A 13,183-nucleotide genomic window follows, 5' to 3' on the forward strand; every position below is an offset into this window, starting at 1 on the left:
ATGCCGACACCCTCGTGGCCGGGCACGAACGGCGGACTGGGCTTGACGGGCCAGTCACCATGGGCGGCGTGGATGTCGGTGTGGCAGATCCCGGAGGCTTCGAGCCGGATCCGGACCTGGTGCGGGCCGGGTGCGGGCACCGGGCGGTCTTCGATGACCAGCGGTGCGGTGAAGTCCCGGACGACGGCGGCCTTCATGGTCTCTCCCTCGGACGATCGGCGCGCGTGCGCCCACCGTGGAGAACGCGAGGACACGAATGTCGCGACAGCCGCGGCGGCGCGCCGGCCGTCACGATGCGAAAGACGTGAAAGCGCGAAAGACGATGAGCGCTCTGGCGGCCGCGCACAGGACGCAGCCGCCAGCAGCTTCACCCGAAAGAGGGATCGCCCGCAGCTCGGACTGAGCCGAACGGGTGGGGGACGCCATACGGCGGAACGTACAGCGCCCGGCGGTTCAGGCCGCGTCCACCTCGGTGGTGCCCAGCCGGGCGTACACCTCGGGCCGCCGTGCGCGCAGCCGCAGCGCGATGCCGACGCCGGTCAGGAAGACCACCGGCACGATCGCGACCAGCGGCCAGTTGACCTCCGGCCCGGCGCCCGTGAACAGATCCAGCCGCCAGACCACCAGCGCGGTCGCGCCGCACAGCAGCACGGTCGCGCCGAGCGGGGCGACCACCGTGCGGAACACACCGGCGCTGGCGGCGGCGGCCCGGTTGCGGCGGAAGAAGACGTACACGGCGAGCCCGGCCAGCGCCTGGAGCAGCAGGATGCCGACCACACCGGGGGAGTTCACCCAGAGGAAGAACTGGTTGTACGGGTCGGCCCCGATCAGCGCCGCCACGACGACCGCGACCGCGGCCAGCACCGACTGCACGATGCCGCCGATCCACGGCGAACCGTGCTTCGGGTGGACCCGCCCGAGGGCGGCGGGCGCGGCCTGTTCACCGGCGAGCGCGTAGCCGTAGCGGGTGATCGTGTTGTGGAAGGCCAGCAGGGCGGCCAGCAGGCTGGTGACGATCAGCACCCGCTGCACGTCCGTGGCCCAGGCACCGACGTAGTCGGTCATCGCCGTGAAGAACATCCCGGCCGGGTCGGCGGTGGCGGTCGCGACGGCTTCCGCGTCGCCGAAGGCCTGCACGATCATCCAGGTGATGAAGGTGTAGAAGAGGCCGAGGAAGGCGATCGCCGCGTACGTGGCCCGGGGCACGGTGCGGTGCGGCTCGCGGGCCTCCTCGCGGTAGATCGCGGTGGCCTCGAAGCCGACGAAGGCCGCGAAGGAGAGGCCGAGCACGCCGCCCATCCCGCCGGAGAAGACGTTGCCAGGGGCGAGCGAGGAGAGGCTCAGGCCGTGCGCCCCGCCCTTGAGCAGGACGGCGACGGCGAGGACCAGCAGGATGCCGGTCTCGGCGATCAGCAGCGCGCCGAGCACCTTGGCACCGAGGTCTATCGAGCGGTAGCCGAGGAACCAGACCACCGCGACCCCGATCAGTGCCCAGACCGGCCAGGGCAGGTCGAGACCGAGCAGGTCGGCGGCGGTGGTGTGGGCGAAGTAGCCGAAGGCGCCGAACATGCCGATCTGGATGGCGTTGTACGAGAACACGGCGAGCAGCGCGGCCCCGAGACCGGCCGGTCGCCCGAGGCCGCGGGTGACGTACGCGTAGAACGCGCCGGCGTTCTTCACATGAGCGGTCATCGTGGTGAAGCCGACCGCGAACAGGGCCAGGATGACGCCGGTGGCCAGGTAGGCCACGGGTGCGCCGATGCCGCCGAAGGCGATCGCGAAGGGTGCCACCCCGGCCATCACGGTCAGCGGCGCGGCCGCGGCCACGACGAAGAAGACGATGTCGCCGGTGCCGAGGACGCCGCGCCCGAGCCGGGACCCGGTGGCCGGGGCCGTCCCCGACGTGGCGGTGGTGGGCGGCCTGGTCGGAGTGGGGGTGGCGGCCGGGGTGGCCGCGTCGGAGGGCAGGTTCATGGGGGAGCTCTCCTGGGGTCGTACGAACGAGGGTAGGACGATCCGGCCGGACGGTGCCGAGGACGGGCACGGCCGTGAGTGGTGCGAGCGGGGAGACGCGGTACGACGGCGCCGCGGATGGGGGCGCCCGCGGGGCGCCCGGGGTGGGACGTGGGCGCGGGGGTGGGAGGGGGCGCTCGGAGCGAGGCGCGAGCGCCGGGAGCGCGAGGGAGCGCCCGGGGTGGGGCCCGGGGCCCGCCCGCCCCCGGCAGCGCCGCTCCGGGCCGGGCCGGCTACGGCAGGTGGTGCAGCTGGGACAAGTGGTGCAGGTGGGGTCGGTCAGGTCAGTGCGTACGCCGCCCGCCGAGCCAGGTGCCCAGCACCGCGACCTCGGCCAGTTCGCCGGGCGCCACCTCGTACGGGTCGGCGGCCAGCTGCACCAGGTCGGCGCGCATACCGGGCCGCAGCACGCCCCAGTCGTCCTCCTCGAACGCCTGGTGCGCCACCCCGGCCGAGTACGCGGCGAGCGCCTCGGTGAGGCCGATCCGCTCCTCGGGGACCCAGCCGCCGTCCGGCAGGCCGTCCGGGGTCTGCCGGGTGACGGCGGTCGCGAGGCCCGCCAGCGGCTCGTACCGGGTGACCGGCCAGTCGCTGCCGAAGGAGACCCGGGCGCCGCTGCGCAGCAGGGCGGCGATCTGGTACTGACGGGCGCCGCGCTCGGGGCCGAGCCGGGGGAGGGTGAGCTGGGTCATCAGCGGGTCGGTCTGGGCCCAGAGCGGTTCGAAGTTGGCGATCACGCCGAGTTCGGCGAAGCGCGGCAGGTCTGCCGGGTCGACCAGCTGGACGTGGGCGATCACGGGGCGGCGGGCGCGGGGGCCGTTGCGGCGGGCGGTGGCCTCGACGGCGTCCAGGGCGATCCGGACGCCGTGGTCGCCGATGGCGTGGATGTGCGGCTGGAAGCCGAGCGCGTCCACGGCGGTGACGGCCTCGGCCAGTTCGTCGCCGGTCCAGTTGGCGACGCCGTGCGAGTGCGGGCAGTCGCTGTACGGCTCCAGCAGCGCGGCGGTGCCGGACTCGATGACGCCGTCGGCGAAGAACTTGATCGCCCGGGCGGTGAGCTGCCCGCCGCCCTCGGCCTCGATCCGGGCCCGGTCGGCGGCCAGGCCGGGCAGCCGCTCGCGCCAGCCGTCCGGCTCCAGCAGCAGGCCGAGCCCGGCCCGGACGGCCAGCGGGTGGCCGTCCCGGACGGCGGCGAGCCAGGTGTCGACCTGGGCGGGTTCGACCCAGGCGTCCTGGATCCAGGTGATGCCGGCGGAGGCGAGCGCCGTGGTGGTGTCGCGCAGGGCGGCGACCTGTTCGTCGAGCTCGGGCAGCGGGACGAGGGCGCGTACGGGGTTGAGCGCGCCGAACTCGCGCAGGGTGCCGAGCGGGCTGCCGTCGGGGCGGCGGACGATCTCGCCGTTGACGGGCTGGGGCGTGCGGGCGGTGTAGCCGGCCCGGCGCAGGGCCTCGCTGTTGGCCCAGCCGGTGTGGTGGTCCATGGTTCGCAGCAGCACCGGGCGGTCGGGGACGACGGCGTCGAGCAGCGCGGCGTCGAACAGGCCCCCCTCGGCGAGCCACGGGTCGAAGGCGTCGCCGGTGATCCACTCGGCCTCGGGGTGCTGCTCGGCCCAGAGCCGGACGGCCTCGACGACCTCCTCGAGGCTGGTGCAGTCGCGGACGGGTACGCCGCGCAGACCGATACCGCCGAGCAGCGGGTGGACGTGGCCGTCGCCCCAGGACGGCAGCAGCGCGCCGCCGGCCAGGTCGACGGTCTCGGTCCGTTCGCCGCGCAGGGCCAGGGCCTCCGCGCCGAGGGCGGTGATCCGGCCGGCGGTGACGGCCAGGGCGGTGGTGTGCGGGTTCGCGGGGTCGCCGGTGTGGATCCGGCCTCCGGTGAAGATCGTGTCGGCACGCATGCGGGGGTGCGTCCTCTCCCAGTGTGACCTGTCTAACCGAATGGGGTTCGGTTACCGTAGGCGCGTTGCCGCGAGCTGCGGAAGAGTTTTATTGAAAGTCATTCGGTTATATTTTGGTAACGATGATCTTGAGTGATGATCGTCCTGCCGGGCCGCGCGGACGGGCCGCGCGGACGAGTCGTGCGGACGGACGGTCCGGACGGGAAGCGGAAGCGAAGGGCGGGGACGCGCATGGCCAGGCCGCGCACACCACTGTTGGACCGGCAGCGCATCGTGGACGCCGCGCTGCGGCTGGTGGACGAGGCGGGCGATCTCACCATCCCGGCCCTCGCCGGGACGCTCAAGGTGAGCCCCTCGGCGCTCTACCACCACGTGGCCGGCCGGGCCGAGATCGTCGCCCTGATGCGCGCCGAACTCGTCCGCACCATCGGCGAGCAGTCCATGTGGGACCAGCCCTGGGACGACGCGCTGCGCACCTGGGCGCACGCCTACCGCGACGCCTTCGCCGAGCACCCCGGCATCATCCGGCTGCTCGCCACGGCCCCGCTCGCCGAATCGTTCATGCACGAGCTGTACGAGCGCGCCGTCACCACCCTGGAGGGCGCGGGCTTCGCGCCGCAGGACGTGATGAGCGTGATCACCGCGCTGGAGAGTTTCATCCTCGGCTCCGCGCTCGACCTGGTCGCCCCCGCCGTCATGGTCGACGCCGTCGAACGCGGCACCACCCCGCGCCTGGCCGCCGCCCTGGAGGCCGTTCCCACCGGCCGTCACCGCGCCGACCAGGCCTTCGAGCTGGGGCTCACCGCCCTGATCGCCGGCTACCGCGCGCTGCTGTCCGCGAGGTGCTGACCGTCCTGTCGCCCATGAACTCCTTCCTGGTCCGGACCTGCCCGCGCTCCCGCCGGTTCGGCTCGTCGTACCGGTCGTGGATGCGCGTCGCGCGCCGCTGAAGCTCTGCCGGTTCCATCCGCGGCCTCCTCTCGTTCGATTTCTGATCAGGTGTGATGACCTGCTAATGTTCTACTCGTCGAGAGGAAATGATCTCTCGAACAGGCGTCAGAGGTGCTACCGGAGCACGTCCTACTTTCAGTAGGAAGAGTCCGTTCGACCCGGGCCTGGCGCTCCACCCCAAGGCGGCCGTTCCTTCCCGGAACGGCCGCTTTGTCGTTTCCCGGGCGTTCGGACGCCCGGCGGCGGAATCCGGTTCCCGTGCCCGGGTGCGGGGGTGGCCGGCCTTAGCGCATCGGGCGTTCGAAACCCTGTGGAGCGGCCGACAATCGGCCAAGGTCCCGATCCAGGTGGGCCGGTGGGCCGCTCTCCATCCTCCGGTTCGGCCAGCGGGTTCGTCGGGTCGTCACGCCTGACGTGCCGTCATAGATTGGCTGGAAGTGGTCGGTTGTGATGTGAATATGCCATTGGAATGTTCGTCATATGGAATCCGGCAGTAGCCTTCCGTGTCGAACCAGCCACCGGTCGTGGCAGTTCGGCCGGTGTCTGCCCAGCGTCTCCGGCTACCCCAGAACCCTCCGAAGGAGCCGGTGTGCCGGGTATCGACGAATGCCTGTCCGGGGCGATGGCGATCGCCGGTGCCCGCTCCGCGAGCCTGGTCGACTGGAGCAGCGGACTTGCCCTCGGCAGCCTCGGAATCAGCCCCACCGGAGAGCACGAGACCGCGGCGGCGGAGGCAACCGACTTGGTGCGGGCGGCTGTTGAGAGCCAGACCTTCACCGGGGCGGAGGACAAGCGTGCGCCGTTGCAGGACATCATCGTCACCGCGGGCCGTAGCTACCACCTCCTTTGCTTCATCGATACCGTCTTCGACAGCCGGCTCGTCCTGCACCTCTGGCTGGACCGCTCGGAGGGCAACCTCGCCGCGGCCCGGTATCGCCTCCAGGCGCTCGCCGAGGAGCTGGTGCTGGGGTGATGCGCCTGCTCGCGGCCCGGTCGGCCGGGTGTCCGGCATTCGCCGTCAGGATTCGGCCATCGCGTCAACTGTCCGACGACCGGAGGTGGTTGGCATGAACGCTACATCGTCGCCACTCGGCGCCGCGCCGGCGCGCCACCCGGCCGCCCGGGAGCCCCAGGGCGCCCCGGCTGTCCAGGAGGCCCCGGCCACTCCGGCCGACGCCGTCGAGCGACTGGCCGGGGAGAGGGCCACCGGCGCCCTGCGCGGCCCCGCCGGCACGGTCTACCTCGCCGCCGGCCAGGTGGTGCACGCCGAATCCGACCGTGCGCCCGACCTGGCCGCCCTGCTGACCGGCTGCGGCCGGATCACCCCCGAGGCCTGGCAGGAGATCCTCCGCGTCCACGGCCCGCGCTGCCGGGTCGGCGACGCCCTGGTCGAGGAGGGCCGGCTCACCCGCGGCGAGCTCGAGCTCTGTCACCTCGGGGCGCTCTACGACGCGGCCTTCTTCGTCCTCGATGCCACCGCCGGGCCCTGGCGCTTCGAACCGGGCGTGCGGCACTGGCTCGGCCCGGTGACGGCGGTCGGCGCCCACCGGCTGCGCCGCGAGGTCGAGCGCAGGCGTCAGCTGCTGGAGCGCATCTGGCCCTGGCCGCAGCTCGACACCGAGCCGGTCCGCCCGTCCGAGGCGGGGATCCCCGAGAGCCGCGAGGCGTGTGCCGGACCAGGTGCCCGAGGCCGGTACCGCCGCTCGCCCAGCCGCCGCCAGCGCGAACTGCTCGACCACGCGGACGGCCGAAGGACCCCGGGGGAGCTGGCCCGGCTGCTCGGTCACTCGGCCTTCGCCACCACGGCCGACGTCCGCCGCCTCGCCGCCGCCGGACTGCTCGCCACGCCCGGCTGCGGCACCCCGGGGCGCGGCGGTCCCCGCCACGCCGCCCCGTCCGGCGGCACCACCTCCGACCGGAGTTCCTCCGACCGGAGCCCTGCCGACCGTGCCGCCCCCGGCCGCACCGCCGGCGGGCTCCACCGCCGCGTTCCCGGGGCCACACTGACCGGGCCGGCCCAGGCCGGGCCCGTCCGGGCGGCCCACCCACCGACCACGGCAGCGGCCCACCCGCTGACCGCCCCCGACCCGGACATCGCGCTGCTGACCCGGGTCCTGACCCTTCTGGAGGCCCGACTTTGAACCACTCTCCGCCCGCGACCCCGCCCTCGCGGTCATGAGGCGGGCGCTCAAGCAGCGTGTCGGAAGGAGACAACTGATCGCCTTGGAGACCGAGTTGCTGGCCGAGCTCCGCGCCCTCAGGCATCGGGTCCCGCACCTCGCGGGCGGTCTGGTGGCCAGCGTGGACGGCCTGCTGGTCGCGCACGACACCCACGGCACCGAGCCCTCGGGCCTGGCGGCCATGACGGCCGCCTCCCTCGGACTGGCGCAGCGGCTAGCCGATACCACCGGACAGGGGGAGTTCCGGGAGTCGCTGGTCCGCGGTGAGAACGGCTATGTCGCCACCTACACGGCGGGCGGCAGCTGCGTGCTCACCCTGCTGGCGCACCCGGACGTGAACGTCGGCCGACTGCACCTGGAGGCCCGTCGCTCCGCCCAGCGCGTCGCCGCGCTCCTCAGCGACACCCTCGCGCCCAAGGACCCCAAGGAGGTGGGCTGACCGCGCCCGCCCCATCCGAAACACCAGCACCAGTACCAGCACCCACCGAACGAACTGGAGTGACCGACATGACGGACGCAGCAGGCGCGCTCAAGCAGGCCATGACCGTGATCGAGGGCGCCATCGGCGCCGCGCTCGTGGACTACAACAGCGGTATGGCGCTCGCCACGCTCGACGGCCCCGGCGGCATCGACCTCAACGTGGCCGCGGCCGGGAACACCGACGTGGTCCGGGCCAAGATGCGCACCATGGACATGCTGGGCCTGCAGGACGGCATCGACGACATCCTCATCACGCTGAGCAGCCAGTACCACCTGATCCGACCGCTCACCGGCCGGGGCGGCAAGGGCCTCTTCCTCTACCTCGCGCTGGACAAGAGCCGCGCCAACCTGGCCATGGCCCGTCACCAACTGACCAGGATCGAGGCGGACCTGGAGGTCTGACGGCGCTCGCCCGGCGGCGTACGGACCCCGCACCGCCCGGCGCGGGGTCCCGCCGGGGCTGCCGCCGTGCCGGCCCGCACCCGGATCACCCGGTGGTGAACCACCGCCCGGGTCACCGCGGTTCGGGCTCCGCCCACGCCACCTCGCCACCCGGCAGACCGGAGCAGACCGTGCCACCGGGGGTGAACACGCTCCACGGTGCCACCAGCGCGTGCGGCGGAACGGACAGCTCGCCACCCCCGTCGAAGGCCAGCTCCAGCCCGCCCGCCATCGTCACCCGGGCGGCGCCGACGGACCGGCCCACCAGCCCGAGCAGCGGGCCGGACGGCCGGACGGTCAGCGCCGGGTAGAAGCGCTCCACCCCGGACGGCACGGCGAACCTGAACTCGTGCGTCACCCGGACCGTCACCGCCCCGGCGAGCGTGATGTCGAGCCGGGCGCCGCCAGTGACGGACTCCACCCGGCGACCGGCCAGCACACTCCCGATCCCGTTCGTCATGCCCCCAGTGTGGCCCACCGGGGACCGCGGGGCCCGGTCAGTCCGCCGGCCGCCCCCGGACCAGCTCGGCCGGCCCGCCGGTCCTGGCGCGGGCGGCGAGGGCGGCCTCCGTCCGGGCCCAGGAGGAGTCGGAGAGCAGCGCCCGGGCCTCCGCCGGAGCGCAGAGCCGCCACTCCGCCAACTCGTCCTCGGCCAGGGCGATCGAGGCGAGCCGGTCCTCCGCCACCGTGCCCCCGTCGAAGAGGTACACCAGCACGGCCGTGTCCCGCCCGCTCGCCGGGGCCGCCGCGTGCCCGGGCAGCCAGTCCACGGCCAGCAGCCGGCCCGGCTCGCGGTCCCAGCCCAGCTCCTCGCGGACCTCGCGCCGGGCCGCCGCCCGGGGCAGTTCGCGGTCCGCCTCGATACCGCCGCCCGGCAGCACCCAGTACGGCACCTCGCCCCCGGTCCCCGGCCAGGGCCTGAGCCGCACCAGCAGGACGCGCCCGGACCGGTCGGTGAACACCGTCCGCGCCTTCGCCCGGATCCGGGGCCGGGTGGCGATGTAGGTGTCCCGGTCCAGCGGGGGCACGGGTTCGGCCGCCGGACGGACCGCGGCCAGGGCGGCCGCCCCGGTGAGGGGCAGCCCCGCCAGCCGGGTGTACTTGGGCGGCGGTTCGACCGTCAGGTGGTCGAGGGTGTGCCCGGCCGGCAGGCTGTCCTCCAGCTCCAGCGGACCGGCCGAGCGAGGGGCCCGCAGACAGGCCGTGACCCGCCGGGAGAGCCGGGGCGGCAGCGCGTGGCCGGCCTGCTCCGGCGTCAGCCAGACCCAGCCGCCGACCTCGGCCGGGTCCGGAGTGATCGCGGCCAGCTGCGCCGGGGTGAGCGGATCGGCCCAGTACAGGTACGCCGCGATCGGCGGGCGGAAGTGGTCCAGCGTCCAGTCCACGCAGGCCAGCGGCCCCAGCCCGGGCGTGAACCCCAGCTCCTCCTCGATCTCCCGGACGGCCGTCCGGCGCGGCGACAGGTCCTGCGGTTCCCAGCCCCCGCCGGGGACGGCCACCGGATGCTCCCGGTCGTACGGCAGCCGCACCACCAGCACCCGACCCTGTTCGTCCGGGAACAGCACCCCGGCCGCGGCCAGCAACTCGCGCCCGGCGCGCCCGTCCTGACCCGGTGCACCCTGATCGCCCGCAGGCGGTGAGACCACCAACGCAACTCCCTCCGCCGGACCGGGCGCACGCCCGACCGTTCCCCGCAACGACACTGACTTCTACCCCGGCGGTTCCCCGCCGTCACCCGACCCGCCGCCGGGCGCGGAGTCACCCCGGCGGCGCACCGTCGCCCGGCGGGGCGCGTCACCCCAGCGAGGCGAGCGCCGCGGCCGCCGCCCGGGCCATCTGCTCGTCGTACCGGCCGGTGGTGCCCCGCAGCCGGGCGACACCCTCCACCGTGGCGAGGGCGAGCAGCCCGGGGAGGAGGTCGGTGCTGCGGGCGGCGAGCCAGCGGGTGCCCCGGGTGGTCATCCACCACAGGTCGGCGGCCCGGCCGGGCGGGGGTCCGGCAGGGCCGGGGGCGGGTGCGGGGCCGAGCGGACGCCCGGCCGAGCCGAGCAGCTCGTGGAAGTGCCGGGCGATCAGCCGGTGCCCCTCGGCGCTGGGGTGCAGCCGGTCCACGCTCAGCAGGTGCCGCTGCGCCGACCAGGGCAGTTCGGCGAGGTGCAGGTGTACGGTCCGATGGCGCGCGGAGAGGGCGTGCACCACCGTGTTCACGGCGTGCATCCGTCGTGCCAGCGGGCGGGCCAGCGGCTGCGGAAGCCGTAGCAGGGTGCCCGGGTCGGGCAGACAGGCGGTGAGCAACCGTGCTCCGCTGCCGGACAGTTCGCCGAGCACCGCGTCCAACTCCCGGGCCGTGCGCCGGATGTCGAACCCGGCCCGCAGCGTGTCGTTGCCCCCGACCACCACGGCGGCCAGCTGCGGGCGCAGCGCGAGCGCGGCCGGCAGCTGCTCGGCCGCCAGGTCGACGGCCAGGGCGCCGCTGCGCGCGAGGTTGGTGAACTCGACGCCCACCTCCGCCGGGGCCAACGACCGGGCCAGGACCGCCGCCCAGCCACGCCACCCGTCGGCGACCGGGTCGCCGACCCCCTCCGTGAGCGAGTCCCCGAGCGCCACGAACCGTACGGGGCCGCCGACCCGCCGGGCGCCGGCCGGGGCCCCGCGCCGGCCGGCCCCCAGCGCCGCCGGTCCGCCCGCGTTCACCGGGCGTCCCCGGCGGAGCGGCGGACCGGCTGGTCCGCCTCCCGGCCCGCGTCCTCGCTCGGCAGCCCCACCGGCGCCCCGCCCCCGTCGGGGTTCCCGTTCCTGTTCGTGTTCGCGTTTCTGTCCGCGCCGGCGCTCGGGTCCCCTGTCCGCGCCCCGTGCGCGGCGAGGAACGCCGCCACCGCGGCCGGCCAGCCGAACCGCTCGGCCCGGGCCCGGGCGGCGGCCCGCCGGGCGTCCGGCGGGCGGGACAACAGCTCCCGGACCGCCTCGGCGAAACCCTCGCCGCTGTCGTCCGCCACCGCCCCGGCCGGCCCGACCAGCCCGGGGAGCGCCGACGAGCGGCTGACGGCCACCGGTGTGCCGCAGGCCAGGGCCTCCATCGCGGCCAGCCCGAAGGTCTCCACCGGCCCGGGGGCGAGCACCACATCGGCGCAGCCCAGCAACCGGGCCAGCGCGGCACGCCCCGCCACGTGCCCGAGGAAGCGCACGGGCAGTCCCAGTCGGGCGGCACGGGCGGCAAGCCCCGTCCGGAGCGGTCCTGTCCCGGCCACCACCAGGACGGCCGGCAGGCCGCGCGAGCGCAGCGCGGCGAGGGCCTCGACGGCACGCTCGGGACGCTTCTCCGTCGAGAGCCGGGAGCAGAGCACCAGCAGCACCTGCGCCGGCTCCGCGTACCGCGCCCGCTCGTACGCCCGCTCGTCGGCCGCGAGGGGGCGCAGGGCGGTCAGGTCCACTCCGAGCGGTGCGCGTGCCAGGTTTCGGACGCCGAGGCGGTGGAACTCGGCGGCCGCCCAGTCCGTGGTGCAGACCACGGTGTCGTACGCCCGCGCGGTGCGGCCGTTGAGCCGGTCCGCGGCGGCGTCGGCGACCGGGCCGGGCAGGCCCCAGTTGCGGAGCAGCCCGGCGGCGCTCTCGTGCGACACCATCACCGAGCGGACGCCGTGCCGCCGTGCCCAGGCGCCCGTCCAGCGCAGCGTGGTGCGGTCCGAGACCTCCAGCCGGTCGGGCGCCAGCCGGGTCAGTTCGTGGGTCACCGCCCGCCGGTCGGTGAGCACCCGGTAGCCGCCGCTGCCGGGCAGCACCGGCCCGGGCAGGGTGACCACCAGGCCCTGCCCGGTCTCCTCCTCCGACCGCGTCGCGCCGGGCACGACCAGTACCGGCCGGTGCCCGGCGGCCCGGTACCCGGCGCCGAGGTGCCGCAGCGCCGTCCGCAGCCCGCCCGAGACCGGGGTGACGAAGTTGGCGATCCTGACGATCCGCAGTGCGTCCCCGGTCATGCCGACAGCCCCTCCGTCACCACCGCCGAAGCCACCGCGGGTGCAGCCACCGGCGCGGGCGGGTCCGCGGCGAGCGACGGCCCCTCCGCCGGTCCGCCCCCGTGCTCCGCCAGCACCTCCGCGTAGTGCCGCAGCAGCAGATCGCCGACCGCCTCCCAGGTACGGGCCGTCACCTCCGCCCGTCCGGCGCGCCCGTAGGCGGCCCGCAGCGCGTTGTCCCCGGCCAGCGTCGCGACCGCCCGAGCGACGGCCTCGCCGTCCCGGGGTGGCACCAGCAGGCCGGTCCGCCGGTGCGCGACCAGGTCCAGCGGACCGCCGGCGGCCGGACCGACCACCGGGACGCCGCTGGCCATCGCCTCCTGGATGGTCTGACAGAAGGTCTCCAGCGGGCCGGTGTGCACGAACACGTCCAAGGTGGCGAAGCAGCGGGCGAGTTCGTCCCCGGTACGGCGGCCGAGGAAGACCGCGCCGGGCAGCGCGGCCTTCAGCCCGGGCGCCGACGGCCCGTCGCCGATCACCACGACCCGCACCCCGGGCAGCGCCGAGGCGGCCGCCAGCAGGTCGACCCGCTTCTCCGGCGCGAGCCGCCCGACGTACCCGACCAGCACCTCCCCGCCGGGGGCCAGCGCCCGGTGCAGTGCCTCGTCACGGTGACGCGGGTGGAAGCGGACCGAGTCCACCCCGCGCGGCCACAGCTGGACCCTCGGCACCCCGTGCGCGGTGAGGTCCTGCGCGGCCGGGGTGGACGGCGCGAGAGTACGCGCGGCGGCGCGGTGGACGGCCCGGATCCGGTGCCAGGCGGCGGCCTCACCGAGACCGCGCCCGGCCCGGTAGGCGTGCGCGTACCCGGCGAGATCGGTCTGGTACACGGCGACGGCCGGGACACCGAGCCGGGCGGCGGCCTGCACACCGCGCGCGCCGAGCACGAACGGGCTGGCCAGGTGCACCAGATCGGGCCGGTGCCCGGCGATGGCGGCACCCAGCCGGCGGCTGGGCAGGGCGATCCTGACCTGCGGATAACCGGGCAGCGGGACGGACGGGATCCGGACCACCGGCAGCTCGGCCGCCCCGGGGCCGGCCCCGAAGGTGTGCGGCGGGCAGTCGGCGCCGTGCGCGGGAGCCGGGGTGATGACGAGCGGCTGGTGACCCCGGCGGACCAGATGCTCGGCCGTCCGCAGCACGCTGTGGGCGACTCCGTTGACCTCGGGCGGGAAGGATTCGGTGACGATGACGACGCGCATGCCAG

Annotated in this window: 13 protein-coding genes; 5 read left to right on the forward strand and 8 right to left on the reverse strand. The window is 75.2% G+C overall.

Annotated features, from left to right (window positions below; genetic code table 11):
• From ACIO5D_RS00005 to ACIO5D_RS00015, 3 genes are all read right to left on the reverse strand, one after another.
• Positions 1-197: alcohol dehydrogenase catalytic domain-containing protein (locus ACIO5D_RS00005; protein ID WP_363613809.1), on the reverse strand; the 197-nt coding region annotated here is incomplete at its 3' end.
• Between the two features lie 256 nt (positions 198-453).
• Complete coding sequence (locus tag ACIO5D_RS00010; protein ID WP_363613811.1) at positions 454-1,974, reverse strand: APC family permease; 1,521 nt, start codon at positions 1,972-1,974, stop codon at positions 454-456.
• Positions 1,975-2,297: 323 nt separating this feature from the next.
• Positions 2,298-3,911 (reverse strand): amidohydrolase, encoded by a 1,614-nt coding sequence (locus ACIO5D_RS00015; protein WP_400651316.1) that lies wholly within the window; start codon positions 3,909-3,911, stop codon positions 2,298-2,300.
• Between the two features lie 231 nt (positions 3,912-4,142).
• Between ACIO5D_RS00015 and ACIO5D_RS00020 the strand changes: the two genes are divergently transcribed.
• The 5 genes from ACIO5D_RS00020 (at position 4,143) to ACIO5D_RS00040 (ending at position 7,924) form a co-directional block, all read left to right on the forward strand.
• The gene (locus tag ACIO5D_RS00020; protein ID WP_363613815.1) at positions 4,143-4,760 is read left to right on the forward strand and encodes a TetR/AcrR family transcriptional regulator C-terminal domain-containing protein; all 618 of its coding nucleotides are present in this window, start codon (positions 4,143-4,145) and stop codon (positions 4,758-4,760) included.
• 691 nt (positions 4,761-5,451) lie between these two features.
• A complete protein-coding gene (locus ACIO5D_RS00025) occupies positions 5,452-5,835 on the forward strand; it encodes a hypothetical protein (protein ID WP_363613817.1) in 384 nt (127 codons plus the stop codon).
• Between the two features lie 94 nt (positions 5,836-5,929).
• Positions 5,930-7,003 (forward strand): hypothetical protein, encoded by a 1,074-nt coding sequence (locus ACIO5D_RS00030; protein ID WP_400793332.1) that lies wholly within the window; start codon positions 5,930-5,932, stop codon positions 7,001-7,003.
• Between the two features lie 82 nt (positions 7,004-7,085).
• Positions 7,086-7,481 carry a roadblock/LC7 domain-containing protein gene (locus ACIO5D_RS00035; protein ID WP_400651322.1) on the forward strand — a complete coding sequence of 132 codons (396 nt, stop codon included), beginning with the start codon at positions 7,086-7,088 and terminating at the stop codon, positions 7,479-7,481.
• A 68-nt stretch (positions 7,482-7,549) separates the two neighbouring features.
• Positions 7,550-7,924, forward strand: a complete 375-nt coding sequence (locus tag ACIO5D_RS00040; RefSeq protein ID WP_363613823.1) for a hypothetical protein — start codon at positions 7,550-7,552, stop codon at positions 7,922-7,924.
• 112 nt (positions 7,925-8,036) lie between these two features.
• Here the strand turns inward: ACIO5D_RS00040 and ACIO5D_RS00045 are convergent, their stop codons facing one another.
• The 5 genes from ACIO5D_RS00045 to ACIO5D_RS00065 all read right to left on the reverse strand — a co-directional run bounded on the left by ACIO5D_RS00045 (position 8,037) and on the right by ACIO5D_RS00065 (position 13,178).
• Positions 8,037-8,423, reverse strand: coding sequence for a DUF6188 family protein (locus ACIO5D_RS00045; protein WP_400793334.1), 387 nt, complete (start codon positions 8,421-8,423; stop codon positions 8,037-8,039).
• Between the two features lie 37 nt (positions 8,424-8,460).
• Positions 8,461-9,609 (reverse strand): NUDIX hydrolase, encoded by a 1,149-nt coding sequence (locus ACIO5D_RS00050; RefSeq protein WP_400793336.1) that lies wholly within the window; start codon positions 9,607-9,609, stop codon positions 8,461-8,463.
• A gap of 148 nt (positions 9,610-9,757) precedes the next feature.
• Positions 9,758-10,657: an SGNH/GDSL hydrolase family protein gene (locus ACIO5D_RS00055; RefSeq protein WP_400793338.1), complete on the reverse strand. Its 900-nt coding sequence runs from the start codon at positions 10,655-10,657 to the stop codon at positions 9,758-9,760.
• Positions 10,654-11,937 (reverse strand): glycosyltransferase, encoded by a 1,284-nt coding sequence (locus tag ACIO5D_RS00060; RefSeq protein WP_400793340.1) that lies wholly within the window; start codon positions 11,935-11,937, stop codon positions 10,654-10,656. Before ACIO5D_RS00060 ends, ACIO5D_RS00055 begins: the two co-directional genes overlap by 4 nt.
• A complete protein-coding gene (locus ACIO5D_RS00065) occupies positions 11,934-13,178 on the reverse strand; it encodes a glycosyltransferase family 4 protein (RefSeq protein ID WP_400651334.1) in 1,245 nt (414 codons plus the stop codon). Before ACIO5D_RS00065 ends, ACIO5D_RS00060 begins: the two co-directional genes overlap by 4 nt.
• Positions 13,179-13,183: the final 5 nt, after the last annotated feature.

It is taken from the genome of Kitasatospora sp. NPDC087315 (assembly GCF_044744345.1).
Lineage (GTDB): Bacteria > Actinomycetota > Actinomycetes > Streptomycetales > Streptomycetaceae > Kitasatospora.

Coding starts and splice junctions, on each gene's coding strand:
- ACIO5D_RS00040 (WP_363613823.1), top strand. CDS start 7,550: ATGACGGACGCAGCAGGCGCGCTCAAGCAGGCCATGACCGTGATCGAG.
- ACIO5D_RS00015 (WP_400651316.1), bottom strand. CDS start 3,911: ATGCGTGCCGACACGATCTTCACCGGAGGCCGGATCCACACCGGCGAC.
- ACIO5D_RS00020 (WP_363613815.1), top strand. CDS start 4,143: ATGGCCAGGCCGCGCACACCACTGTTGGACCGGCAGCGCATCGTGGAC.
- ACIO5D_RS00010 (WP_363613811.1), bottom strand. CDS start 1,974: ATGAACCTGCCCTCCGACGCGGCCACCCCGGCCGCCACCCCCACTCCG.
- ACIO5D_RS00030 (WP_400793332.1), top strand. CDS start 5,930: ATGAACGCTACATCGTCGCCACTCGGCGCCGCGCCGGCGCGCCACCCG.
- ACIO5D_RS00060 (WP_400793340.1), bottom strand. CDS start 11,937: ATGACCGGGGACGCACTGCGGATCGTCAGGATCGCCAACTTCGTCACC.
- ACIO5D_RS00045 (WP_400793334.1), bottom strand. CDS start 8,423: ATGACGAACGGGATCGGGAGTGTGCTGGCCGGTCGCCGGGTGGAGTCC.
- ACIO5D_RS00065 (WP_400651334.1), bottom strand. CDS start 13,178: ATGCGCGTCGTCATCGTCACCGAATCCTTCCCGCCCGAGGTCAACGGA.